Source organism: Ruegeria sp. AM7, from assembly GCF_056535965.1.
On sequence record NZ_JBQFJE010000001.1, the window covers coordinates 431704 to 455466 of the forward strand.

Consider the following 23763-nt stretch of genomic DNA (forward strand, 5'->3'; position numbering starts at 1 on the left):
GAGGAGGAGGAACCAATGAAGATCAAACGCACGCTGATCGGGGCGTTAGGGGCTTTGGCCCTAAGCATGGGGACGGCGGCAACGGCTGCCGAATATGAATTCAACCTGCAAAGCTTCTTACCTGCGCAGGCGACGATTCCATCGAAAATCATCGACGTCTGGGCCGACAAGATCGAAGAGGATTCGGGCGGACGTATCGAAATCACCCGCTATCCTTCGATGCAACTGGGCGGTAAGCCGCCGGAATTGTTGGATCAGGTGATCGACGGCGTGATCGACATGACCTGGAACGTCATCGGCTATACGCCGGGCCGCTTCCCGTCGACCGAAGTGTTCGAACTGCCCTTCCTGGTGAATGACGCCAAGCCCGCTTCGGCTGCGTTCTGGACCTTGCTGGAAGAAGACATCGCCGCGCGTGAATTCTCGGACGTGAAGGTTCTGGGTGGCTGGGTCCACGGCCCCGGCATGATCCACGCCAACAAAGAGGTTCTGACGCCAGACGATTTCAACGGCATGAAAATCCGTGGCGCCTCGCGTCAGGTCAACGCCTTGCTCAGCACATTGGGCGCGACCCCGGTGGGTATGCCTGTGCCCGCGGTGCCCGAGGCGCTGTCCAAGGGTGTGATCGACGGCACGACCATTCCGTGGGAAGTGACCAAGGCGTTGAAAGTGCCGGAACTGGTAGAAAACCATACCGAATTCACCGGGCCGATGATGTATACCGTGACCTTCGTCCTTGCCATGAACAAGGATAAATACGCCGCGCTGCCTGATGACCTGAAAGCCGTCATCGACGACAATTCGGGTCTGGAGTTCTCCATGTTCGCAGGCGAAGTCCAGCAGGCCTATGACGAGCCCGCACGTGAAATCGCGCTGGATCGCGGCAATAACGTGGTGACTCTGGACGCCGAACAATCCGCCGCCTGGGCCGAGGCGGCACAGCCTGTCTATGACACCTGGCTGTCCGAGATGAACGAAAAGGGCATTGACGGTCAGGCCCTGATCGATCGCGCCAAGGCGCTGATGGCCGAACACGGCAGCTAAGCCGGATCATCCGCGCGGCGCAGTCTGAGCGTCGCGCGGCAATTGTACCAAAATCTGCATCGGCACCGTTGGTGGAGGGGACATGCACCAAACGATAGAAAAGCTGGCGCGCGGCATGGCATTGCTGGGCGGCGCTGTTCTGACGGCTTTGATCCTGTTGATCTGTATCTCGGTTCTGGGCCGGTCCCTCAATACATTGCTGCATGGGTGGATCGGACAGGTTGCGCCGGGCTTTTCCGAATGGGCTTTGGGGCTGGGTGTCGGGCCTATCAACGGCGATTTCGAGATCGTCGAGGCCGGGGTGGCCTTTGCCATCTTTGCCTTCCTGCCGCTCTGCCAGTTGAATTCGGGTCATGCGGTCGTGGATATTTTCACCTCGAAACTATCGCCTCGGGTTGACCGTATCTTGCGCATGTTGGCCGAGGTGGTCTTTGCCGCCGTTTTGGTGCTGATCGCAGTGCAGTTGTTCGGGGGCATGATGGCGAAGCTGCGGTTTGGTGAGAATACGTTTATCCTGCAATTCCCCGTCTGGTGGGGTTATGCCGCCAGCTTTTGCGCAGCCGTCATGGCGGCGGTCGTCGGTCTTTATATGGCGGGCATCCGCATCCGCGAATGCGCGACAGGAAAGGAACTCCTGCCGTGAGCGATCTCGCCATCGGGTTGCTGTCCTTTCCCGCTCTGCTTTTGTTGATTTTCGCCCGTGTGCCGATCGGGTTGGCCATGTTCGTCACCGGGCTGGTCGGTATCGTGACCGTCACCGGAAACATGAACATCCCGCTGGGCCGGTTGAAATCCGAGACCTACACGACCTTCTCCAGCTATTCCCTGTCGATTGTGCCGATGTTCCTGCTTATGGGGTATTTTGCCACGCTGGGCGGGATGTCGACGGCGCTGTTCAAAGCGGCCGAGGGCTTTTTGGGCCATCGCCGGGGCGGTGTCGCCATGGCCGCGATTGGAGCTTGCGCAGGGTTCGGGGCGATCTGCGGGTCTTCGTTGGCCACGGCGGCCACGATGGGGCGCGTGGCACTGCCTGAGTTACGTCGGTATGGCTATGCCGGTGGCTTCTCGACCGCCACGTTGGCCGCGGGGGGGACGTTGGGCATTCTGATCCCGCCTTCGGTTGTGTTGGTGATCTACGCGATCCTGACCGAACAGAATATCGCCAAGCTGTTTCTAGCTGCATTTATCCCCGGCGTTCTGGCGGCATTGGGTTATGTGATTGCCGTCTCGGTCTATGTGCGCCTTTACCCAGACAGCGCCGGAACCCGTCCTGCCGTGCCTTACCGTGAACGGTTTCGGCTGTTGCTGGACGTCTGGCCCGTGCTGGTTGTCTTTGGCGGCGTTGTCGGCGGCATCTATGCGGGTTGGTTCACGCCCACAGAAGGCGCTGCTGTGGGTGCGGCTGGAACCGGACTCATCGCGCTTGCGAATGGCGGGCTGACATGGTCGACACTGAAAGACAGTTTCACCACCACAGCCAAATCCACCGCGATGATCTTTTTCATCATTCTGGGCGCGGGGTTCTACAACGGGTTTCTGGCGCTGACGAATGTGCCGCAGGAACTGGCGAATTTCGTGCTGGGTCAGGGCTTTAGCCCCTGGGCAATTCTGGCGCTGATCCTGGTGTTTTATCTGGTTCTTGGTTGCGTGATGGACAGCCTCAGCATGATCCTGCTGACGATTCCCATCTTCTACCCGGTCATATCCGTGCTGGATTTCGGCTTGGTCGACCTGATCGCGATGCAACATGATGCAGCCCGCGCTGCTCTGGCCGGAGCTGCCGACATCGCCCCCGACATCCGCGCTGAAGTCGAAGCCCTGATTGCCTCGGGGGCTGAGATCAGTCGCGATTTGCAGAAAGAGATCGGTATCCGAGTCACACAAGGCATGGCCGACCGCATCGCCGAAGAACGCACAGCCATTTGGTTCGGTATCCTCGTGCTGATCGTAGTAGAGGTCGGGTTGATCACGCCTCCGGTTGGGATGAATCTGTTTGTGATCAACACGATGGACCGTGAAACCCGCATGACCGAGACCTACAAGGCCGTGCTGTTCTTTGTCGGGTCTGACATTCTGCGTGTTGTCCTTTTGGTGCTGTTCCCTGCGATCACTCTATTCCTGATCCCATTTGGCTGATCTACGCCCATTTGTGCAAGAAAATGCACAAACGCAAAAAACACTGTTGCAAACATATCTGGGAGATGTGCATTATAACGCATATTTCAGGCGTCGGGGCGGAATTTTCCAAAAACCTCGATTCGAATGATCCCCCAACGTGGCGTCCCATAGGGGAGATGGGCGGCGCATCAGGGTGATTGTTTTTCCGGCAAGCAGCCGCTGGCCTGTCGAGGGGAGGAGGAACCCGTGTCAGAAAACCAGAATGCAGCCCTTTGGTTTGTGGATCGTCACCTGCGCGAAGGGCGCGGCGACAAAGTGGCCTTTCACGAGGCCGACGGACAGCAACGCACCTTGACTTATCGCGCCCTGGCCGAGGAAAGCGCACGGTTTGCCGGCGCGCTGGCGCGCCATGACGTGCGCCGGGAAGAACGTGTGGCGATGGTCGTGCTGGACCAGATCGAATTCCCTATCTTGTTCTGGGGCGCGATCAAAGCCGGGGCCATTCCGGTGCCGATCAACACATTGCTGTCCGCGCCGGTCTACGCCGCGACCCTGAACGATAGCCGCGCGACGGTTCTGATCGTATCGGCCGAGATGTGGGCCACGGTTGCACCTGCGATCCAAGGCAATACAAACCTGCGGCAGGTGATCGTTATAGGCGACGCGCCCGATGGCACCACCAGCCTTGAGGCGTTCATGGATGGGGCCACGCCAGTGGAAACCGTCACCTCGGACAGTGATGAGGCCGCGTTCTGGCTCTATTCCTCGGGCTCGACGGGTTTGCCCAAAGGGGTGCGCCATGTGCAGTCCAGCCTTCGGGCGACCGCCGATACATTCGGGGCGCAGGTGCTGGGTATCCGTGAGGATGACGTGGTCTTTTCCGTCGCCAAGCTGTTCTTTGCCTATGGGTTGGGTAACGGTCTGACCTTCCCACTGTCGGTGGGGGCGACGACAATACTGTTGGGCGGTCGCCCGACGCCGGATGTGGCGTTTCAGATCATCGCCGCGCACAAGCCGACGCTGTTTTGCGGCGTGCCCACCTTCTTTGCCGCGATGAATGCGCGGTTCGAGGCGGGCGATCTACAAAGCGAACCAAATCTTCGCCTGTGTACCTCGGCTGGCGAGGCGCTACCGCGCGAGGTGGGTGAGGCATGGGAGAAGAATATGGGCGCGCAGATCGTGGATGGCGTGGGCTCGACCGAGATGCTGCATATCTTCCTGTCGAACCGACCCGGCGACATTGTCTATGGAACCTCCGGCACGGCGGTGCCCGGCTATGACGTGCGTCTGGTCGACGAGGCCGATCACGAGGTTGGCGATGGCGAGGTGGGCGAGCTGCTAGTTCGCGGTCCTTCCTCAGCCGAAAGCTATTGGAACCGGCGCGAGAAATCGCGCGCGACTTTCGAGGGGCATTGGACCCGGACTGGCGACAAATACGAGCGCACAGCCGAGGGTCGCTATATCTATTGCGGGCGCACGGATGACATGTTCAAGGTGTCCGGTATCTGGGTCAGCCCGTTCGAGATTGAACAGACGCTGATCGAACATCCCGCGATCCTTGAGGCCGCGATTGTGGCCCATGCCGACGAGCAAGGCCTGGACAAGCCTCGCGCCTTTGTCGTTCTGAAAGATGGTCAAAGCGCGGATGCGATTGGGGATCTGAAGGACTTTGTCCAAGACCGGATTGGCAAGTGGAAATATCCGCGCTGGGTCGAGGTGGTGGATGATCTGCCCAAAACCGCAACCGGCAAAATCCAACGTTTCAAACTGAGGGAAACCGCATGATCTGGCAGGATGGCGGCTCGGGCCGCATGGATGTGAACGGCACGGAATTGGAATACGGCACCTGGGGCCCTGCGCCACAGGATGCGCCAACCATCGTGATGCTGCACGAAGGGCTGGGTTGCGTCGCGATGTGGAGGGATTTCCCTGCCGAGATTTCGGCGGCAACCGGCTTTGGTGTTCTGGCCTATTCCCGCGCTGGCTATGGCCAATCCGATCCAGCAGAGCTGCCGCGCACTCTGGACTACATGACTGTCGAAGCGCAGCAGGTTCTGGGTCCCGTTCTGGATCAGGCTGGTATTCAGCGGGCGGTTCTGCTGGGCCATTCTGACGGTGCGACGATAGCGACGATCTATGCGGGTTCGGTCTCGGACCAGCGGGTACGAGGGCTGATCTTGATGGCGCCGCATTTCTTTGTCGAAGAGATGGGGTTGGCCTCGATTGCCGCCGCGCGGGAGGCGTTCGATACCGACGATCTGGCCGGGCGGTTGGCTGCGTATCACCGTGACCCCGCCGCGACCTTCAGTGGCTGGTGTGATGTTTGGCTGGACCCCGGTTTCAAGGACTGGAACGTGGCGGATGCCATCGACTACCTGCGCATTCCGACGCTTGCGATTCAGGGGCGTGATGATCAGTATGGCACACCGGCTCAGATTGCCGAGGTTGAAACCCGCAGCTATGCTCCCGTCGAAACAGCCATACTGGACAATTGTCGGCACGCCCCTCAGTTTGATCAACCCACAGCAACCCTGACAGCAATCGCAGAGTTCACCGCCCGGCTTGAGCGGTTGGAACAGGCAATGCCTGAAATGGCATGACCAGCGACTGTTGGCCTCCGCACGCTTACGTACCGGGTCAGACAGCGCGTCACCCCGAAGGTCTGTTTGACCCGCTGAAAATCGGCCTGTCGGATGTTGCGCCGTCTGATCTGGTGGATACATCCGCCTGGACCAGCGGTTTGGCCTTTCTGAATGAGGGGTACTATTGGGAGGCGCATGAGGTGCTCGAGGCCGTCTGGCTGGCCTGCCCGCCCAATTCGCCAGAACGTCTGATGGTGCAGGCGGTTATTCAATACGCAAACGCCTGTCTTAAAGGCCGGATGGGGCAGCCTCGCGCGATGGCGCGTCTAATGACCTTATCCGACGATCTGGCTCGCGAGGCGGTGGACCGGGCAGGAGGGGCTGTTTTGAGTTTGCATGGTGAAATGTGTAATATAATGCACAAGAAAGTAGAAGTAGGGGATAAGGCTAGTAAAAATTGCATCTAAAAGATGCGTTATTTTGCACTCATTCCTTTACTCGATACATGCAGCGCACTATTCTGCATGACTGAACGTAGGAGTTGCACATGACCAAGGTCATCAATTTTCAGACTGATCCATCGCAGTATCGCCATTGGCGGGTGGAATATGATGGGCCGGTTGCGAACTTGTTTATGGATGTCGACGAAGATCAGGGGCTGTTCGAGGGTTATCAACTCAAGCTGAACTCTTACGATCTGGGCGTCGATATCGAACTGGCCGATATCGTGCAACGGATGCGCTTTGAACATCCCGAGGTGAAAGTGGTCGTCATGCAATCCGGTAAGGAACGGGTGTTCTGCGCGGGTGCAAATATCCGGATGCTCGGGGGGGCGGCCCACAGCCACAAGGTGAACTTCTGCAAATTCACGAATGAGACGCGCAACACCTACGAAGCCGCCGAAAAAGACAGCGGCCAGAAATATATTGCCGCCGTCAAAGGCGCCTGCGCCGGGGGTGGTTATGAGCTGGCGCTGGCCTGCAACCACATCATGCTGACCGATGACAGCACCTCCTCGGTCGCGCTGCCCGAGGTGCCTCTGTTGGCGGTTCTACCCGGAACTGGTGGGCTGACGCGGGTGACGGATAAACGTAAGGTGCGGCGCGATCTGGCCGATGTGTTCTGCTCGACCGAAGAAGGGGTCAAAGGCAAGCGGGCACTGGATTGGCGTCTGGTGGATGAGGTCGTGCCGAACTCCAAGTTCGACGCCACGGTGCAAGAACGTGCCCTCGAATTCGCCGCCGCGATGTCCAAGCCGGATGCTGCAGGGGTTGCTCTGGGTCTATTGGACAAGACGGTCGGCGAAGATGGCTCGGTCACGTATAGCTTGATTGAGGTGGCTGTTGATCGGGGTGCCCGCAAGGCGACCGTGACGATCAGCGGCCCGGATGCCAACGCTCCGCAGGACATGGCCGCGTTCACGGCGCAGGGGGATCAGGCCTATCTGTTGCGGCTGGCGCGCGAACTGGACGACGCAATTCTGCACCTGCGCCTGAACGAAATGGAGCTCGGCCTGCTGGTCTTCCGCACCCAAGGCGACCCCGAGCTGTTCCAGGCGCATGAGGCGCTTTTGCTGGCCAACCGTGACCACTGGCTGGCCAACGAGGTGCTGCAGTATTGGAAGCGTCTGCTGAAACGGATCGACGTCACATCACGGTCGATGTCGGCGCTGGTCGAACATGGCTCGTGCTTTACGGGTATTCTGGCCGAAATCCTGTGGGCGGTGGATCGCACATATATGATGGAAGACGAGTTCGAAGGCGACAATCGTCCCTTGGCGACGGTCACTCTGACCGATGCCAATTTTGGACCTTTGCCTATGGGCAATGACCTGACCCGGCTTGAAACCCGGTTCTATGGCACGCCCAATACGGCTGGCCAAATAGAAGACCATAAAAACGCCGCGCTGGATGCCGAAGCTGCCGACGAGCTGGGCCTTGTGACGATGATCTTGGACGACATCGACTGGGAAGACGAGATCCGCATCTTCGAGGAAGAGCGCGCCTCGTTCAGCCCCGATGCGATGACCGGGATGGAGGCAAACCTGCGTTTCGCTGGCCCCGAAACCATGGAAACCCGCATCTTTGGTCGCCTGACCGCATGGCAGAACTGGATTTTCAACCGTCCCAATGCGGTGGGTCCCGATGGCGCGTTGCAACGGTACGGCACCGGGCTGCGCGGCGAATATGACATGGAACGTGTGTGACAGGTTCCGCCCGAGCTTCATCAGGAGAAAGACATGCTAGACGTCATCAACGTAAGTTACGACACTCAGATTCCCAACAATGTCGGCCTGAGCCAGGACCGCAAGGTTCTGAAAGCGCTTGAGAAATGGCATCCCGGCTATATCGACTGGTGGAATAAGCTGATCCCACAGAACTTTCAGGACTCGATGGTCTACCTGCGGACCGCCGTCAGTGTTGACCCCAAAGGCTGGGCCAAGTTCGACTATGTGAAAATGCCGGAATACCGTTGGGGCGTTTTGCTGGCCCCGCAGGTCGAAGAGCGCATCATTCCAATGGGTGAGCATAAGGGCGAGAAAGCATGGCAAGAGGTGCCGGGCGAATACCGCAACATGCTCAAACGTCTGATTGTCATTCAGGGCGATACCGAGCCGGGCTCGGTCGAACAGCAGCGGTTCTTGGGTCTGACCGCGCCATCGCTTTATGACATGCGGAACCTGTTTCAGGTCAACGTGGAAGAAGGCCGCCACCTGTGGGCGATGGTCTATCTGCTGCAGAAATACTTTGGCAAGGATGGCCGGGAAGAGGCGGATGACCTGCTGATCCGGTCTTCGGGCTCCGAAGAAGCCCCCCGTATGTTGGGTGCTTTTAACGAAGAAACACCCGATTGGCTGTCCTTCTTCATGTTCACCTATTTCACCGACCGTGACGGCAAGATGCAGCTGGAAAGCCTTGCGCAATCTGGGTTTGATCCGCTCAGCCGGACATGCCGCTTTATGCTGACCGAAGAGGCCCACCATATGTTTGTGGGCGAAACCGGTGTCAGCCGTATCGTGCAACGCACCTGCGAGGCGATGAACGAGGCCGGTTTGACCGACCCCTACGATATCGGCAAGGTCCGCGATCTGGGCGTGATCGACCTGCCGACGATCCAGAAAAAGCTGAACCTGCACTATTCGCTGTCGCTGGACCTGTTCGGGCAGGAGGTCTCGACCAATGCCGCCAACGCCTTCAACGCGGGTATTAAGGGCCGGTATATGGAGAACCGTATCGACGACGACCACATGCTGCAAAGCGACACTTATGCAGTGAAATCCATTGTTGATGGGGCGATCGTGAAGCAGGATGTGCCTGCGCTCACCGCGATCAACATGCGGTTGCGCGACGACTATGTTCGCGATGCGTCGGGCGGCGTCGGGCGCTGGAACAAGATCATCCAGAAGGCCGGGATCGAGTTCAACTTGGCCCTGCCAGACGAGGCGTTCCACCGCCAGATCGGCGTCTTTGCCGCGATCAAGGCCAATCCCGAAGGCGATATCATCTCGGAAGCGGAGTGGGCCGCGAATGCCGACAAATGGCTGCCTTCCAAAGAAGATGGGGCTTATATCCAGTCGCTTATGGTGCCGTGCTATGAGCCCGGCAAATACGCTGGCTGGATCTCGGCCCCGAAGGTCGGGATCGACAACAAGCCCGGCGATTTCGAATATGTGAAACTGCACATGGCCTGATCTTGGGCCTGTTTGGCAGGGCAGTGGGTCCCCCCTCTGCCCGCGCATCTTGCCAGCCAACGCGGGAAGGATATGGGTGATGCCAGCGGAACGCTCCGCACTTAGCGCAGACAAGGCCGAGATACAGCCCAATCACGCGGTGATCCGGGGGCGTTGTCTTGGCTGTGACACCTGCTCCGGCATCTGCGCAGCACTTATCGACGCGATGACCCTTCCCGCCCTTATTCAGCGACGGCATAAATCATGAACAAACCCATCAAACAGCACCTGATCGACCCGGAAATCTGTATCCGTTGTTATACGTGCGAGATGACCTGCCCCGAACAGGCCATCGAGCATGACGACAACAATGTGGTTGTGAATGCGGATCTGTGCAACTTCTGCATGGATTGCATCCCGGTCTGTCCGACCGGATCAATCGACGAATGGCGCGTGGTGACCGAGCCCTACAGCCTTGAGCAGCAATATGAGTGGGAGGAGTTGCCGGAACAGGAGGACGTGGGTTCGGATGACGCCGACACCGGGATTGAGGCGCTGGATGATGCGATGGCCGCGTTGCTCGCCGATGCCCATAAGGGTGCGGGAGGCAAATCCAAGGCCCCAGCCACGGCGTCGAAACCCACGATCAACCTGTATAATTTGGGCAAACCTGTTCAAGCCGTTGTGCAGGGCAATTACCGCCTGACCGAGGCGTCCTCGGACAGTGACGTGCGCCATATCATTCTGGATTTTCAAGGTCATCCGATGCCAGTTCTGGAAGGTCAGTCGATCGGGATCATCCCGCCCGGCACCACTGACGAAGGACAACCGCACCTGCCACGGCTGTATTCCGTGTCCAGCCCGCGCGATGGCGAACGACCCGGTTTCAACAATGTCTCACTAACCGTCAAACGCGAAGAGGGCGGCGTTTGCTCGAACTATGTCTGTGATCTGAAAAAGGGTGATGCGGTCAATGTCACCGGGCCATTCGGATCGACTTTCCTGCTACCCGACGACCCGGATGCGCGAATCCTGATGATCTGCACCGGAACCGGCTCGGCCCCGATGCGCGCCTTTACCATGCGCCGTCAGCGCAAGGTGGGCACCATTCACGGTGGCATGACGATGTTTTTTGGGGCGAGAGCGCCTGACAGCTTGCCCTATTTCGGGCCGTTGCAGAAAGTACCCAAGACGCTGTTGGATCAGCATCTGGTATTCAGCCGGCAAGAGGGTCAGGACAAGGAATATGTGCAGGACAGGATGCTGGCCAAACGGGACATCGTCGCCGATCTTCTGAAAGACCCCAACAGCTATGTTTATATCTGCGGCCTGCGGGATATGGAGGACGGGGTCGAGCAAGCCCTGACCGAAATCTCGGCGGGGGTTGGACAGGACTGGACCGCGCTGCGCGATCAGATGCGCGACGCTGGTCGGTACCACGTGGAGACCTATTGATGTCGGCCCGGCCGGCCTCGGCCTATCGACATGATATCCGGGTGACATGGGGTGATTGCGACCCGGCGCGCATCGCCTATACCGGGCGCTTACCATGGTTCACATTGGATGCAATCAACGCCTGGTGGGAAGAGCACTTGGGTCAGGGCTGGTATCAGCTGGAACTGGACCGTAACGTCGGCACGCCTTTCGTCCGGCTTGAGATGGATTTCAAAGCCCCGATTACGCCCCGGCACACGCTGGCCTGTCACGTGTGGCCCAGTCGGTTGGGCACATCCTCCATCACGTTTCGTGTCGATGGCGAACAGGACGGCCAACTGTGCTTTTCGGCCCAAACGGTCAGCGTCTTCATCGTAGCGGACGCGTTTGAAAAACGCCAACCGCCGCAGGATATCCAAGACCTGTTGGCTCCGTTTTTGCGTGACGCCGGGCAGACCAGGACATAACCGTTTTCCTTTTTGGTCCGGCGAACGTATTGTGCATTATTATACACATTCGGAATTGCGGAACATGGCGGAAATTACAACCTTCAGCGGGGTGTCGACCCAGATCGACACAGAATCCGAGATCGAACGCAGCATCTCGGCGCTGATGGTGCAGGTGGGCGAACGGGTCCGCAGCGCGCGTGAACGCAAGGGCATTTCTCGTCGGGTTCTGTCCGAAAGCTCGGGCGTGTCACAGCGCTATCTGGCGCAGCTTGAATCCGGGACAGGGAATATTTCGATCGGGTTGCTGCAACGGGTCGCGCATTCGTTGGATCATCGGATCGAGTGGTTTGTTGGCGCAGAAGATCCGTGGAACTCCACCAGCCTGCGCGTGGCCGAATTGTTCTCTGCCGCCGATAGCGAAACACGTGATCAGGTGTTGCAGGCGCTCTCGCCGGGCAGCGATCAGGGTGGACGGGCACAGCGCGTCTGTCTGATTGGCTTGCGCGGTGCGGGGAAATCGACGCTTGGTAAACTTGCGGCTGAACAACTGGATGCGCCGTTTCTGGAGCTGAACAAGGAAATCGCCCTGCATGGCGGGATGCCGATTGACGAAATCCTCGCCCTTTACGGGCAGGAAGGCTATCGCAAGCTTGAGGCCGGATCGCTGGACCGCGTGATCGAAAACTATGACCGCGTGATCCTGGCCGTGGCCGGTGGCATCGTGTCCGAGCCCGAGACGCTCAACAAGTTGCTGTCCAGTTTCCATACGATTTGGCTGAAGGCCTCGCCGCAGGAGCATATGGACCGGGTGCGCGCGCAGGGTGATGAGCGGCCCATGGCGGGCAATGCCGACGCGATGGAGCAGCTGACCTCGATCCTGGCCAGCCGCGAGGTTCTTTATGCTCGGGCGCGGTTCATGCTGGACACATCGGGGCGGGCGCTGGACCAGTCTTTGGATGATTTGGTGACGATGATCCGGACGCAAAAGCTGTTGGAAGCGTGACTTAGGTCTATATCCGTACATAAATGAACTATAACGCAGAAGGAGCCGATGATGGCCGTGGATGTCTGGCGTCAGGGGGTCGTCGGTTTTGTCAGGCTGAACAACCCGCCTGTGAATGCCATCGGTCTCAGCATTCGGCAGGGTCTGTGGGATGCGTTGGCTTGGGTTCAGGCACAGAAAGGTTTGTCGCGGGTGGTGCTGCATGGATCGCAGCGCGCATTTGCTGCGGGCGCGGATGCGCGAGAGTTTGACGTGCCACCGGTTGCGCCGCATTTGCCGGAAATTTTGAATGGGATCGAGGCCTCGGACGTGCCGTGGGTTGCGGCGATCACGGGGGTTGCGTTGGGCGGTGGGTGTGAGCTGGCGTTGGCCTGCCGTTATAGGATCGCGGCGCCGGGTGCCCGGATTGGCCTTCCCGAGGTGACGCTGGGCGTGGTGCCCGGCGCGGGCGGCACGCAACGCATGCCGCGCCTGATCGGGATTGCGGCGGCGGTTGACTTAATTGCAACCGGCAAGCCCGTCTCCGCTGAAAAGGCCGAAGCCTTGGGGCTGGTGGACGGTATCGCAGAGGACCCGGTGGATGTTGCGCAGCATCTGGACGTAGGCACGCTGGAGCTGTCTGTACCGCCCGGATTACGGGACCGGCCCGCCGCAGATGATACAGCGATTGCGGCCGCGCGCGCCGATGTCGCGCAGCGGATGCCCCACCAGATCGCGCCGCCTCGGGCGATTGATCTGGTGGCGCTATCCGCCACAACCCCTTTGTCGGACGCAACGGCCCAAGAACGCGCGGCGTTTCTGGACCTGCGGCAAGGCGCACAAGCCCGCGCCCTGCGCCATATCTTCTTTACCGAACGCGCTGTGCGGGGGCAGGATACCCCCGGCACTAGCCATATCGCAAATCGCATTCTCGCCCGGTACCACGAAGCGGCGGATACGGTGCTGATGGATGGCTCGACCCCGTGGGAGGTGGATGAGGCCATGGTCGAATTCGGCTATACCATGGGCCCTTACGAGGCGCAGGACCTGACCGGTGTGGACATCGCTCTTGCCAATCGCCGCGAAAACGCCCCGCGCGACCCAAACCGCCGATATATTCCCATCGCGGACCGGATGCTCGAGCTGGGCAAGCTGGGCAAAAAGGTCGGCGCAGGCTGGTATCGATATCCCGGCGGGGGTGGGAAGGTTGACGACCCGATCGTGGCCGACCTGGCATTGGAGGAGGCACATTTCGCAGGGATCACCCGCTGTGACTATTCTGAGGAGGAGATCAGGGACAGGCTGCTATGTGCAATGATCAACGAAGCGGTTGGTCTGCTTGACGAAGGAATTGCCTTATCGGCTCGAAGTATTGATCTTGTTACCGTAAGAAGCTGTGGCTTCCCACGGCGGCGTGGTGGGTTGATGTTTTATGCGGATACGATCGGGGCTGAAACTATCTTGGCGCGTCTGGATACCTATGCGAACGAAGACAGTTTGGTTTGGGCACCCAGCCCTTCCCTGCGATATTGCGTAAAAAACAACGCCCGCCTGGCTGACCTGTTTCCGACCAAGTGACACTTAGAGACCCACAGTTAAACTTATCTGTTTAGAAAAGATCAGACGTTCGGGATTGCTGGAAGAAGAGTTCTCATGAACTGAGGAAGAGATGTCAAAACAGCGGCTTGAGCCCAGTGTGGGCTTTCTGAATTCGCCAGTTCTGAGAGAAATAGGCCCGTCTTTCAGGTCGATCCCCAGACGCCGGAATTCACCACTTGTGCCGATGTTCTGTGCATTCGCATAGGAACATGGTGATACGCCCGTAGAGGTAATACGACGCGAGCGAATAAGCGTTACGAGGTCATCAAACAAACAGCGTTTTCTGGTTAGCAAAAAACTGTGTGAGATAGTCATAAACTGTGCGAAAGGGATTTGATCTGTTCTGGCTGTTCATCTCCCGAAGGAGGGCTAAGATGGCGCCATGTCAAAGGTCAGACCGCGCATTCCACATGATTATTTTCCGCCTTTTGGTGGGTTGAAGTCCTTCTACGAGGTTGCTTTGACCGGCAGCGCCGTCAAGGCAGCGGAACGCTTGCAAGTTTCGGCGTCGTCTATCAGCCACCAAGTCAAGTCGCTTGAATCCGAACTGGGGGTCCGGTTGGTCGAAAACCGCAAGGGACGTCTGTTTCTGACCGCGGATGGCGCACAGTTTTTTGATCAGATCAAAGGGCCGATGTCCGAGATACTGCGCGCGACCGAGGCCATCCGTTCGATGCCGGGACGCAAGCGGATATCTTTGACTCTGACGCCGTCTTTTGCGGCCGGCTGGCTGTTGCCGAGGCTTTCCGATCTTGAACGTAGCCACCCCGATCTTGAGGTTAATTTGGTCACCACAACACGTGTGGTTGATCTAGAGCGGGAAAATGTTGATCTGGCAATCCGGCGGGGAATGGGCGAGTGGCCTCAAACGGTTGTAACTCCGCTTATGCGCGAAGTCATCGTGCCCGTGATGTCGCCTGCGTTTGCTCAGACGATTAGGGGTATGGCCATGGCGGAAGTTTTGAAAACCCAGCGGGTTTTGGCAAATACGACCGTGGATGCAGAATGGGATTACTGGTGCCAGGCGCGGGGGTTTCAACCTCCGGCGGCCAATCAGCGGTACAGTCTTGAAACCTATGAATTGACGATTCAGGCGGCACAGGACGGTTTGGGTATTGCGTTGGGCCGCAGGCCGCTGGTGGATTCTTTGCTTTCGGCTGGCGTTCTGTGCGCGCCTTTTGATCTGCCCGACGCCGACAATATCGGCTATTATGTCGCGCGGCCCGATGGTGCCATGCGGTCCGATGTCAAGCGGTTCCATGACTGGTTGCTGACGCAAAGGAATTGAATTTTTTTCAACTCTTGCTGAGGTTTTTGCAGTACAAACCTATTCCTTCACAACCTAGCTTCAAACTAAGGTTTGCAGGAGTTTGGCGATGGCCCAGCACAGTGACATTCAGCGCAACGGCCCCCTGTCGGGCATCAGGGTCATTGATCTGACCGCCGTTGTGTCCGGCCCCATGAGCACGATGATCCTTGCCGATCAGGGAGCAGATGTAATCAAGATCGAACGCGCCGACGGCGACTTTACCCGTCACGTGGCGACGCGCCGGGGGGGACATTCGGCCTCTTACCTGAACAATAACCGCAACAAACGTTCGGTGTTGGCCGATCTGAAAAACCCCGATGATATCGCCATGATCAAGACGCTGGTGCAGGACGCCGACGTGTTTATCCAGAATTTCCGCCCCGGTGTCGTGGATCGTCTTGGGCTTAGCTATGAAGTGCTGAGTGTGCTCAACCCCCGGCTGGTCTATATGTCCATTTCCGGGTTCGGGTTCGAAGGACCTTTGGCCAACAAGCCGGTCTATGACCCGCTGATTCAGGCGTTATCGGCGCTGACCACGGTTCAGGCCGGATCGGACGAGGAGCGTCCGCGTCTGGTCCGCACGATCCTGCCCGACAAGCTGACTGCCGTTCAAGCCAGCCAAGCCGTGACCGCAGCGCTGTTCGCGCGCGAACGCACAGGAAAGGGCCAGAAGGTCACGCTGTCGATGCTGGACACAGTGGCGGCTTTCCTCTGGGCCTCGGACATGAACGGCCACACCTTTGTGGGCGATGAGATGGAGGTTGAGGCCAGCCAGTCTTTCCATGATCTGATCTATGAGGTGAAAGGCGGATACCTCAGTATTTCGATCATGCAGAACAAACATTGGGAGGCTCTGGCCCATGCCACAGGTCGCCCTGATATCATCGACGACGAACGCTTTAAAACGACCGAGTTGCGCGACATCAACCGGGACGCGCGGCTGGACTTGACGCAAGAGATGGTGCGTGACCTTGACCGCGACACGTTGTTGACTGCACTGGAAGAGTCGGGTGTCCCCTGTGCCCCTGTCCTGACACGACGCGAGATGCGCCAACATCCGCAGCTCGAGGCCAATGGTATGTTCGTCGAATATGACCACCCGACCGCAGGTCGCCTGCGGCAGACCCGGCCGGCGGCGGTGTTTCACGGTACTCCGGCAACCGACTTGCGCCCCGCGCCGGAACTGGGCGAACACACTGCCGAGGTTCGCGCGAGCCTGACCCCAGACCCTCTGGCGGATGCATCATGATTGACTTCTATTACTCCCCCACACCGAACGGTTGGAAAGTCGCGATCATGCTGGCCGAAACTGGTTTGGATCATCGCACCATTCTTATGAACCTGCGCGGTGGCGACCAGTTCCAACCCGACTTTCTGGCGATCAGCCCAAACGCCAGGATGCCGGCCATACTGGACCATGACGCAGACGGTGGCCCGCTGAGTGTTTTCGAAAGCGGCGCCATCATGTTGTACCTGGCAGATCGCAGCGGCCAATTCGGCCCCGAAACCCCACGCGAGCGGATCGCCTTTACCGAATGGCTGTTCTGGCAGGCAGCCAATCAGGGTCCGATGGGCGGTCAACTGAGCCACTTTGTGAACTATGCGCCGAAAGATCAGCCCTATTCCCACAAGCGATACAAGGGCGAGTTCGAACGGTCTCTGGCGGTCCTAGAGAACCGGCTTGAGGGGCGCGAGTATATGTTCGACCGCTATACGATCGTAGATATGATGTGTTTTCCGTGGGCTTTCATCGCGAAACCTTTAGGCGTTTCACTGGATGCTTTTCCAAATGTTGCCGCCTGGCGTCAACGGATCAAGGCACGCCCTGCCGTTCGTGATGCGATCAACCTGCACAAAAACGCTCAATTCACGGGCAAAGCCACGGCACAGCAGAACGAAACCCTGTTCAACCAATCGGCCGCCCATCTGATGCCAACAAAAGAGAAGTCCCAATAAAATCAGAACCACCAGCAAGGAGACACCAATGCCCAAGATCGAAGGAAGCTGCCTGTGCGGACAGGTCACCTATAGTTCCAACGCCGATGAGCCTGCCATGATGGTCGTCTGCCATTGTCCGGATTGCCAGCGGCAAAGCGGCTCGGCCTATTCGACCAATGTGCTGGTGCCGACCGCGTCGATCGCATTCGAGGGTGACAGCCGCAGGACCTATGTGATGAACGGGGCATCCGGGCAGCCGGTGACCCGCAATTTCTGCGGCAATTGCGGCTCGCCTCTGTCGACCGAGATGCCGGCTTTTGGTGACCTTGCGGCGGTAAAGGCCGGGACGTTGCAGGACAGTTCATGGGTCAAGCCCTCGATCCAGATCTGGTGCAATTCTGCGCAACCCTGGGGCCCGGTTTCGGATGATATGGACAAAGCGCCGGCCAATCCGGGCTAAACGTCTGATTTGACACCCCGGCCCGTGCCTGATGAGATCAGGCGCGGGTCAGACGCAAAACGAGCAGGACATTGCCTTATGAAAGTTGCCGCTGTTCAGGCCGCTCCGGTCTTTCTTGATCCACAGGCCAGTACGGACAAGCTGATCGCCCTGCTGCGGGATGCGGCATCCAATGGGGCCGAATTGGTTGTCTTCCCCGAGGTGTTTTTGTCCGGCTATCCCGTATGGTTGCGTGCCCCGAGCGTGGCCCATAATGACGAGCTGCTGAAGATCGGGCATGTGGCCTATCTGAAGTCCGCGATTACGACCGACGGCCCCGAGATTGCTGCGATCTGTGCCGAGGCAACTGACCTTGGCGTCGCCGTCATGACTGGGATCGTTGAACGGGCTGGTTCGGGCGGTTCGGTCTATGCCTCGTTGGTGACAATTCTGCCCGACAAGGGTGTCGTGAATGTGCATCGCAAGCTCAAGCCGACGTTTCACGAAAGGCTGCTATGGGCCGATGGGGATGGGCATGGTCTGGCTGTTCAGGACTGGAAAGGCATCCGGGTCGGCGGTTTGAATTGCTATGAAAACTGGCAGCCTCTGGCCCGGCAAGCGCTGTACCAGCAGGGAGAACAGTTGCATATCGCAACATGGCCAGGAGATCTGGACGTAACCGACCACATCACACAGTTTATCGCGATGGAGGGGCGGGTTTATGTTGTTTCGGTCTCGGGTCTGCTGCGCAGTAGTGACATTCCTGACAGCTTCCCCTTGCGAAAACACGTAACCGAGGGGCGCGATGTCATCAACGACGGCGGTAGCATGATCGCGGCACCCGGTGGCAAATTGATTGCGGGTCCAGTCACGGGCGAAGAGATCACACTCTATGCTGAGATCGATGTGGATCAGGTCATCGCCGCACATCTGAAACTGGACCCGGCAGGGCATTACAGCCGTCGCGACATCCTTAGCCTCAACCATAGCAAACAGCGGTTGGACTAACGGCAGCGGTCAGGCAGAGCCGAAGGTTTCATAGTGGATTTGGCTTCCGTCTATTCCGGCAGCTTCTAGACCTGACTTCAGATCAGTCACGAATCCGGCGGGACCGCAAAGCATGTAAAGCGCATCCGCACCGGTATCGAGCGCCAGAACCTCTGCAGCCGTGACACGGCCTTCTGCGACGAAATCACGACCAACCAGATCGCCGTTGTCGGGTTGGCTGAAAAACACGCGTTTCCGTGCGCCGCGGGTCGCCGAGATCAGGCGGTCTGTTTCTTGGGGCAGTGCGTGGTGACGACCGTTGCGTGCGCCATGCACGAACCATACCTGGCGTCCGGTATTCTGTTGCGCCAACCGATGCAGCATGGCCATCATTGGTGTCAAACCAACACCCACGCTGACCAGAACCAAAGGGCGTGTTGAATCAGGTATCAGAAAATCACCAGCCGGAGGGCGGGCTTCGATCGTGTCTCCTATTTTGATGCTGTCGTGTAAGAATTGCGATGCAGTCCCACCTGGCTCGCGCTTTACAGTGATCCGGTAAGTGTCTTCACCGGGTTTGCCCGACAGGGAATAAGACCGACGTATCTTTACATCATGCGCAGGTATTTCGAGGGCGATCGGTAAATGCTGCCCGGCTTGAAAAGGTGGCAGAGTATCGCCTTCGGCCGGAGCGAGGTGGAATGATGTGATCCCCTCGGCCTCGGATTTCTTGTCGACTACGGTCAGGTTTTGCGACGGGGCAGGGTCCGCTGACCAACGTAACGAAAGTGCCTCGGTCCGTTCAATCACCGCGTCGATCGTAACGTCGATCATGCGCAAAATGTTTGGATCACGCGCTTCTTCGGGCGCCCAGTCGATCTTGGCGCGCCCGGTCAGATGCAAAAGTCCACCGGTTGCGAAATCGACAAACAACAATCCGACACGAGGGTCCTGCAGCAGATTTCCAATCGTGTTGAAAAAGTTGTTCCCGGAATAATCCGGTATGCGCAACCGGGTTGGGCTGATCACGCGCACGAACCCCGGCTCGCCGCCTCTATGCGAGGCGTCGTACCCATCCGAGGCCGCCTTTTGCGGGGCGTGATGACCGGACCCTAGGAAAAGCGTGTCAGCGGCACGGATGCGAGCGATTTGGCCGGGGCTGAGATGGTCGGATTCTTGGGCTTCTGTGGGCACGGTTCTCGGCGCGCGCCACCAATCGCGTTCATTGATGTACTGCGGGCAGTTTCCGAACGTTTGGCGAATGTCTATGACCAGCCCTTGGTCTGAACGTCGGGTCCGGCCGCTAAGACGGTTGCGGCGCCTTGTGGCCAGTTCGATCCCGACGACCCCAATATCGGTCCCTTCCTGTAGGCTATGTGCCAGAGGATCCAGCGGGTCGACTTGTGTATCCAACGTCAGGCGTTCCGGATCAGGAGAACCGATGAAACCATCAGGCCCTTCGATGATTGTTGCCCAGACCTGACCGTCCGAGTCACCTGAGGCGACGACGAGAAACGGTTGCGCCTGATAGAACGTTCGGTGCTGATCGGGCATGAAGTCGCGTATATAGCGTGTTCCGATGGTGGCAATATTATCCGCGCCCGCGCGTTTTTGTGCGGCCAGTTCACCGGCATGGAATGGGGTATCTGCATCAACCATCGGTTCACTCCTTCTTTTTTCCCAACACTGGGAAACCTTGCCCGAAGCTCTTTACACTCAAGTTTCGGGCAGGTTTGGTTCAGGCCACGAGGCCCGCAGCGGTGGAGGGCATCGGTTCAAAGCCATCCAGGGCCTCGAAACGCGCGATCCAGGCCCGTACGTTCGGGTAAGGGTCAAGCGAGACATTCCCCTCGGGCGCATGGGCGGTGTAGGAATAGGCAGCTACATCTGCAATGGTCGGGCGGTCGCCAACCAGCCAATCACGCCCCTCAAGGCCATTTTCTAACTTTTTCATTGCCTTGGCTGCAGTGGCCGCGGCAAAGTCGGCATCCAACGGAGCACCAAAGACTGTAATCAAACGTGCGGCACATGACCCAAACGCAATTTCACCTGCGGCAAGGGTCAACCATTTCTGGACATCCGCTTCTCCGACTGGATCGCTGGGCATCCAGTCAGACGCATATTTCCGCGCAAGGTAGACCAGAATTGCGTTCGAATCCGATACGACGACATCGCCATCTTGCAAGACCGGTACTTGACCGTTTGGGTTCATGTCCAGAAATTCGGGTGTCTTGTGCTCTCCGGCAGCCAGATCAACAAAGACGGCTTCATGCACAATTCCTGCGAGCTGGGCGAAGACCAAAGCACGATGCGCGTGACCTGATTTCGGGAAATGGTGGATACGAACTGCGTTGGACATCTGTTGGCTCCTGTCATTCATAAGCTGTGTCTGACGGACAGATAACTCTTGCGAAGTTGGATGATAATTGTCAGATTTTGCGAATAATTAGGCCCTGAAAGGGCGCAATAAAATGGACAAGATTGATCGTATGCGCGCATTCGCGCTGGTGGCGAAAAATGCCTCTTTCACGTTGGCGGCGCAGCGGATGGGGCGTTCAGCTCGACTGGTCAGCAAATATGTTGCTGATCTGGAAGAGGCATTGGGCGTGCAGCTTTTGAACCGTACGACACGCAGCGTATCCCTGACAGATGCGGGTGCGACGTATCTGGCGATGTGTGAACCGCTGCTGGATGGGTTTGACGAACTTGAGGAAACAGTCCGAAACGCCCAGAAATCACTGCGCGGCGTGATCCGGATTTCGGCGCCGACCGGCTTTGGCTCGGTGCGGCTTGCGCCGTCTCTTGCGGCCTTTGCAACACAGCACCCCGAGGTCGAGATTGACCTGAACCTGTCCGACCGCAGGGTGTCGATCATTGATGAGGGTCTGGACCTTGCTATCCGGATAGGTCCGATGCGCGACAGTTCACTGAAAGTGCGTCAACTGGGGCAAATGCCTTTAGTCGTATGCGCATCCCCCGCATATCTGGACCGCGCAGGCACGCCGACAGACCCGCGCGCCTTGGCGACACATGACTGCATTCTTGACGGGAACATATCCGAGCCCGGACTGTGGCGGTTCGATATCAAAGGCGAAGATGTGGCGGTTCCCGTTAGCGGACGGTTGCGCGCCAATGCCCCCGCAGCTTCGGCGCGTCTTGCGATTGACGGTGTGGCGATCGCACGATGTCCTGCTTACACAGTAGCTGAGGCTCTCAGGTCGGGTGCTTTGATCGAACTGTTTGCTACTTACCGTGTGGCACCTTATGTCGTCGCCGCTCTTTTCCCGCAAAATCGCCGTATGACGACCCGCGTCAGGCACCTGATCGACCACCTTGCAAACGACGACCTAATCACAAACGCAGGCGCGTGATCAGGATGGGGGGATTGGTCTAAGATCACCTCAGACAATGAATTTGCGGAACGTATTTGCCAAGGCTGCGTTGCTTGCCAGAAAAGAGCCTGACGAGAAGATGTCTTGATCCGGCCAAAGCGGCTGCACGACCCCTTTGGCTTCCTGTACCAACAGAATTCCTGCAGCAATGTCCCACGGACCCAGGTTCCGCTCCCAATACCCTTCAAGCCGCCCGGCTGCGACATATGCAAGATCAAGGGCCGCAGCGCCGTTTCTGCGAATACCGGCACACTCTGGCATAAGTCGTTCAAGGTCCTGAAGGGCAGGTTCCAGATAGGTCACACGCCCCCCGGCAGGGACGCCAGTGGCAAACAAAGCTGCGGTCAGATCACTTTCGCCGCTGACCGATATCTGTCGCCCGTTCAAAAAGGCGCCGCTGCTGCGTTCGGCTGTGAACATTTCGGCTTTCTGGGGATCGTAGATCAAGGCAGCCCGTACTTCGTCGCCATCACATAACGCTATGGATATGGCCCAATGGGGAATACCTTTCAGGAAATTCGTCGTCCCGTCCAACGGATCCACCACCCATCGCAAAGCCGTCCCGATGCCCGCGCGCGTTCCAGTCTCTTCACCGAGCCAACCATACTTGGGGTAGATCGCAGTCAGGTGTCGATCGATTTCAGCTTCTGCCGCGCGATCTGCGTCGGATACGAAATCGCCTTTTGATTTTTGCGAAATGTTTAGCGTGTCGCGGGTCTTGAAGGCTTGCTGCAACCCGGCCCCGGCGCGAAGCGCGGTCCGTGCCATCGCTTGCATGTGTTCAGACGCCTTGGGCGACAGCCAAGGAGTAACTTCCTGCGGCAACGTCATCTGTTGGAATACCGTATTCTATGGCAGAGGGTCGATGGATCTTCCAGAATAGGCCCGTAATTCTCGGGAAGATCTGCGAAATTAGTTTCACCCGAAATCAATACGTCCAGAACTGGGTCTGCCAACAGGTCAATCGCCTTGGTTAGCCGCTTTTTGTAGTCCCAGCGCGCTCCCATATGTGCTGGGATACGACCTACTTGGCTGCTGATGATCCGCAACCGCCTTTGATGGAATCGGGCACCAAGCGGCACGGTCGTGAGGTGATCACCATACCAACTGGCCTCGATAATCGTTGCTTCGACACCGGCAGCGTTTATTGCTGTCGCCAATCCGCTTGAGGTGGCTGAGGTGTGGATGACCATGTCTGCGTCTTCGAGCACGTTTTCGGGGGTGGCAAATGCACAACCCAACTGTTCGGCAAGCGCGGCCTTGTCCGGGTTGATGTCCACTATGCAAACCTCGGTTCCGGGCGTTCTGGCGCACAGGTATCCGGTAAGCGCGCCGACAACACCGCCGCCAACAATGGTCACTTTGCTGCCTGCGCAAACGCCCGCGTCCCACATGATGTTCAATGCCGTTTCCATATTGGCCGCCAACACGGCGCGCGCAGGAGGGACCGCTGGGTTGATGGAAATGGCCGAATGTGACGGTATGCTGAACCGTGTCTGGTGCGGATATAGCGCGAATACAGTCTCACCCTCACGCGGTCCGGATTGAACGGTGCCAACAGCCGAGTAGCCATATTTGACGGGGAAGGTGAAATTGCCTTGCTGAAACGGTGCACGCATGGTGTCATGTTCGCTGCGCGGTACCTGACCGTGAAACACAAGCCGTTCGGTGCCCCGGCTGATTCCCGAGAACAGGGTGGACACTTGTATATGGTCCGGGCCATCAAGGATGTCCGTTTCACGTATTTCAGTGCTAGCGGCTTTAGTAATCCATAAAGCCCGTGTTGGCGGTTCTGGGTTGGCGGTCATTGTTTAAAGTTC

At 58.2% G+C, this 23763-nt stretch carries 23 protein-coding genes; 19 read left to right on the forward strand and 4 right to left on the reverse strand.

Translation table 11 applies throughout. The features are described 5' to 3' along the window. Positions 1-15: 15 nt before the first annotated feature. The 18 genes from ACR3EG_RS01860 to ACR3EG_RS01945 all read left to right on the forward strand — a co-directional run bounded on the left by ACR3EG_RS01860 (position 16) and on the right by ACR3EG_RS01945 (position 18572). A complete protein-coding gene (locus ACR3EG_RS01860) occupies positions 16-1044 on the forward strand; it encodes a TRAP transporter substrate-binding protein (RefSeq protein ID WP_480482405.1) in 1029 nt (342 codons plus the stop codon). A gap of 82 nt (positions 1045-1126) precedes the next feature. Then, positions 1127-1687, forward strand: a complete 561-nt coding sequence (locus tag ACR3EG_RS01865; protein ID WP_480482407.1) for a TRAP transporter small permease — start codon at positions 1127-1129, stop codon at positions 1685-1687. Continuing rightward, on the forward strand, positions 1684-3180 hold the full coding sequence (locus ACR3EG_RS01870) for a TRAP transporter large permease (protein ID WP_480482409.1): 1497 nt from the start codon (positions 1684-1686) through the stop codon (positions 3178-3180). Before ACR3EG_RS01865 ends, ACR3EG_RS01870 begins: the two co-directional genes overlap by 4 nt. Positions 3181-3408: 228 nt before the next feature. Further along, a complete protein-coding gene (locus ACR3EG_RS01875) occupies positions 3409-4947 on the forward strand; it encodes a benzoate-CoA ligase family protein (RefSeq protein WP_480482411.1) in 1539 nt (512 codons plus the stop codon). After that, the gene (locus ACR3EG_RS01880) at positions 4944-5762 is read left to right on the forward strand and encodes an alpha/beta fold hydrolase (protein WP_480482413.1); all 819 of its coding nucleotides are present in this window, start codon (positions 4944-4946) and stop codon (positions 5760-5762) included. Before ACR3EG_RS01875 ends, ACR3EG_RS01880 begins: the two co-directional genes overlap by 4 nt. Continuing rightward, positions 5759-6211, forward strand: coding sequence for a DUF309 domain-containing protein (locus tag ACR3EG_RS01885; RefSeq protein WP_480482415.1), 453 nt, complete (start codon positions 5759-5761; stop codon positions 6209-6211). Before ACR3EG_RS01880 ends, ACR3EG_RS01885 begins: the two co-directional genes overlap by 4 nt. Positions 6212-6291: 80 nt before the next feature. Further along, positions 6292-7950 carry a 2,3-epoxybenzoyl-CoA dihydrolase gene (boxC, locus tag ACR3EG_RS01890; protein ID WP_480482417.1) on the forward strand — a complete coding sequence of 553 codons (1659 nt, stop codon included), beginning with the start codon at positions 6292-6294 and terminating at the stop codon, positions 7948-7950. Between the two features lie 33 nt (positions 7951-7983). Continuing rightward, positions 7984-9435, forward strand: a complete 1452-nt coding sequence (gene boxB, locus ACR3EG_RS01895; protein ID WP_480482419.1) for a benzoyl-CoA 2,3-epoxidase subunit BoxB — start codon at positions 7984-7986, stop codon at positions 9433-9435. A 79-nt stretch (positions 9436-9514) separates the two neighbouring features. After that, positions 9515-9682, forward strand: coding sequence for a hypothetical protein (locus ACR3EG_RS01900; protein WP_480482421.1), 168 nt, complete (start codon positions 9515-9517; stop codon positions 9680-9682). Then, entirely contained in the window at positions 9679-10869 is a 1191-nt protein-coding gene (gene boxA, locus ACR3EG_RS01905; RefSeq protein ID WP_480482423.1) for a benzoyl-CoA 2,3-epoxidase subunit BoxA, read from the forward strand. The genes ACR3EG_RS01900 and boxA overlap by 4 nt, the downstream gene beginning before the upstream one ends. Further along, positions 10869-11315 carry an acyl-CoA thioesterase gene (locus ACR3EG_RS01910; protein ID WP_480482425.1) on the forward strand — a complete coding sequence of 149 codons (447 nt, stop codon included), beginning with the start codon at positions 10869-10871 and terminating at the stop codon, positions 11313-11315. Before boxA ends, ACR3EG_RS01910 begins: the two co-directional genes overlap by 1 nt. A gap of 64 nt (positions 11316-11379) precedes the next feature. Continuing rightward, a complete protein-coding gene (locus tag ACR3EG_RS01915) occupies positions 11380-12300 on the forward strand; it encodes a helix-turn-helix transcriptional regulator (RefSeq protein WP_480482427.1) in 921 nt (306 codons plus the stop codon). Positions 12301-12351: 51 nt separating this feature from the next. After that, on the forward strand, positions 12352-13857 hold the full coding sequence (locus ACR3EG_RS01920) for an enoyl-CoA hydratase-related protein (protein WP_480482429.1): 1506 nt from the start codon (positions 12352-12354) through the stop codon (positions 13855-13857). 403 nt (positions 13858-14260) lie between these two features. Beyond that, on the forward strand, positions 14261-15166 hold the full coding sequence (locus ACR3EG_RS01925) for a LysR substrate-binding domain-containing protein (RefSeq protein ID WP_480482430.1): 906 nt from the start codon (positions 14261-14263) through the stop codon (positions 15164-15166). An 88-nt stretch (positions 15167-15254) separates the two neighbouring features. After that, positions 15255-16436 carry a CaiB/BaiF CoA transferase family protein gene (locus ACR3EG_RS01930; protein WP_480482432.1) on the forward strand — a complete coding sequence of 394 codons (1182 nt, stop codon included), beginning with the start codon at positions 15255-15257 and terminating at the stop codon, positions 16434-16436. Continuing rightward, the gene (locus tag ACR3EG_RS01935; protein WP_170724620.1) at positions 16433-17143 is read left to right on the forward strand and encodes a glutathione S-transferase C-terminal domain-containing protein; all 711 of its coding nucleotides are present in this window, start codon (positions 16433-16435) and stop codon (positions 17141-17143) included. Before ACR3EG_RS01930 ends, ACR3EG_RS01935 begins: the two co-directional genes overlap by 4 nt. Positions 17144-17171: 28 nt before the next feature. Next, a complete protein-coding gene (locus ACR3EG_RS01940) occupies positions 17172-17585 on the forward strand; it encodes a GFA family protein (protein ID WP_480482434.1) in 414 nt (137 codons plus the stop codon). Positions 17586-17663: 78 nt separating this feature from the next. Next, positions 17664-18572 (forward strand): carbon-nitrogen hydrolase family protein, encoded by a 909-nt coding sequence (locus ACR3EG_RS01945; protein WP_480482436.1) that lies wholly within the window; start codon positions 17664-17666, stop codon positions 18570-18572. Positions 18573-18581: 9 nt separating this feature from the next. On the opposite strand, the gene ACR3EG_RS01950 is transcribed toward ACR3EG_RS01945, so the two are convergent. Together ACR3EG_RS01950 and ACR3EG_RS01955 are read right to left on the reverse strand one after the other, a co-directional pair. Then, the gene (locus tag ACR3EG_RS01950; protein ID WP_480482438.1) at positions 18582-20210 is read right to left on the reverse strand and encodes an FAD-binding oxidoreductase; all 1629 of its coding nucleotides are present in this window, start codon (positions 20208-20210) and stop codon (positions 18582-18584) included. Between the two features lie 79 nt (positions 20211-20289). Further along, positions 20290-20910 (reverse strand): glutathione S-transferase family protein, encoded by a 621-nt coding sequence (locus ACR3EG_RS01955; protein WP_480482439.1) that lies wholly within the window; start codon positions 20908-20910, stop codon positions 20290-20292. A gap of 112 nt (positions 20911-21022) precedes the next feature. Here ACR3EG_RS01955 and ACR3EG_RS01960 point away from each other — a divergent pair, with 112 nt between their 5' ends. Continuing rightward, complete coding sequence (locus tag ACR3EG_RS01960; RefSeq protein ID WP_480482441.1) at positions 21023-21922, forward strand: LysR family transcriptional regulator; 900 nt, start codon at positions 21023-21025, stop codon at positions 21920-21922. Between the two features lie 30 nt (positions 21923-21952). Here the strand turns inward: ACR3EG_RS01960 and ACR3EG_RS01965 are convergent, their stop codons facing one another. Continuing rightward, entirely contained in the window at positions 21953-22774 is an 822-nt protein-coding gene (locus ACR3EG_RS01965; RefSeq protein ID WP_480482442.1) for an inositol monophosphatase family protein, read from the reverse strand. After that, on the reverse strand, positions 22771-23751 hold the full coding sequence (locus ACR3EG_RS01970; RefSeq protein ID WP_480482444.1) for a zinc-dependent alcohol dehydrogenase: 981 nt from the start codon (positions 23749-23751) through the stop codon (positions 22771-22773). Before ACR3EG_RS01970 ends, ACR3EG_RS01965 begins: the two co-directional genes overlap by 4 nt. Positions 23752-23763: the final 12 nt, after the last annotated feature.

Excerpts from the sequence above, each read along its gene's own strand:
- ACR3EG_RS01860 (WP_480482405.1), top strand. The coding sequence starts at position 16 with ATGAAGATCAAACGCACGCTGATCGGGGCGTTAGGGGCTTTGGCCCTA.
- ACR3EG_RS01865 (WP_480482407.1), top strand. The coding sequence starts at position 1,127 with ATGCACCAAACGATAGAAAAGCTGGCGCGCGGCATGGCATTGCTGGGC.
- ACR3EG_RS01880 (WP_480482413.1), top strand. The coding sequence starts at position 4,944 with ATGATCTGGCAGGATGGCGGCTCGGGCCGCATGGATGTGAACGGCACG.
- ACR3EG_RS01885 (WP_480482415.1), top strand. The coding sequence starts at position 5,759 with ATGACCAGCGACTGTTGGCCTCCGCACGCTTACGTACCGGGTCAGACA.
- boxC (WP_480482417.1), top strand. The coding sequence starts at position 6,292 with ATGACCAAGGTCATCAATTTTCAGACTGATCCATCGCAGTATCGCCAT.
- boxB (WP_480482419.1), top strand. The coding sequence starts at position 7,984 with ATGCTAGACGTCATCAACGTAAGTTACGACACTCAGATTCCCAACAAT.
- ACR3EG_RS01900 (WP_480482421.1), top strand. The coding sequence starts at position 9,515 with ATGCCAGCGGAACGCTCCGCACTTAGCGCAGACAAGGCCGAGATACAG.
- boxA (WP_480482423.1), top strand. The coding sequence starts at position 9,679 with ATGAACAAACCCATCAAACAGCACCTGATCGACCCGGAAATCTGTATC.
- ACR3EG_RS01910 (WP_480482425.1), top strand. The coding sequence starts at position 10,869 with ATGTCGGCCCGGCCGGCCTCGGCCTATCGACATGATATCCGGGTGACA.
- ACR3EG_RS01915 (WP_480482427.1), top strand. The coding sequence starts at position 11,380 with ATGGCGGAAATTACAACCTTCAGCGGGGTGTCGACCCAGATCGACACA.
- ACR3EG_RS01920 (WP_480482429.1), top strand. The coding sequence starts at position 12,352 with ATGGCCGTGGATGTCTGGCGTCAGGGGGTCGTCGGTTTTGTCAGGCTG.
- ACR3EG_RS01925 (WP_480482430.1), top strand. The coding sequence starts at position 14,261 with ATGTCAAAGGTCAGACCGCGCATTCCACATGATTATTTTCCGCCTTTT.
- ACR3EG_RS01930 (WP_480482432.1), top strand. The coding sequence starts at position 15,255 with ATGGCCCAGCACAGTGACATTCAGCGCAACGGCCCCCTGTCGGGCATC.
- ACR3EG_RS01935 (WP_170724620.1), top strand. The coding sequence starts at position 16,433 with ATGATTGACTTCTATTACTCCCCCACACCGAACGGTTGGAAAGTCGCG.
- ACR3EG_RS01940 (WP_480482434.1), top strand. The coding sequence starts at position 17,172 with ATGCCCAAGATCGAAGGAAGCTGCCTGTGCGGACAGGTCACCTATAGT.
- ACR3EG_RS01945 (WP_480482436.1), top strand. The coding sequence starts at position 17,664 with ATGAAAGTTGCCGCTGTTCAGGCCGCTCCGGTCTTTCTTGATCCACAG.
- ACR3EG_RS01950 (WP_480482438.1), bottom strand. The coding sequence starts at position 20,210 with ATGGTTGATGCAGATACCCCATTCCATGCCGGTGAACTGGCCGCACAA.
- ACR3EG_RS01955 (WP_480482439.1), bottom strand. The coding sequence starts at position 20,910 with ATGTCCAACGCAGTTCGTATCCACCATTTCCCGAAATCAGGTCACGCG.
- ACR3EG_RS01960 (WP_480482441.1), top strand. The coding sequence starts at position 21,023 with ATGGACAAGATTGATCGTATGCGCGCATTCGCGCTGGTGGCGAAAAAT.
- ACR3EG_RS01965 (WP_480482442.1), bottom strand. The coding sequence starts at position 22,774 with ATGACGTTGCCGCAGGAAGTTACTCCTTGGCTGTCGCCCAAGGCGTCT.
- ACR3EG_RS01970 (WP_480482444.1), bottom strand. The coding sequence starts at position 23,751 with ATGACCGCCAACCCAGAACCGCCAACACGGGCTTTATGGATTACTAAA.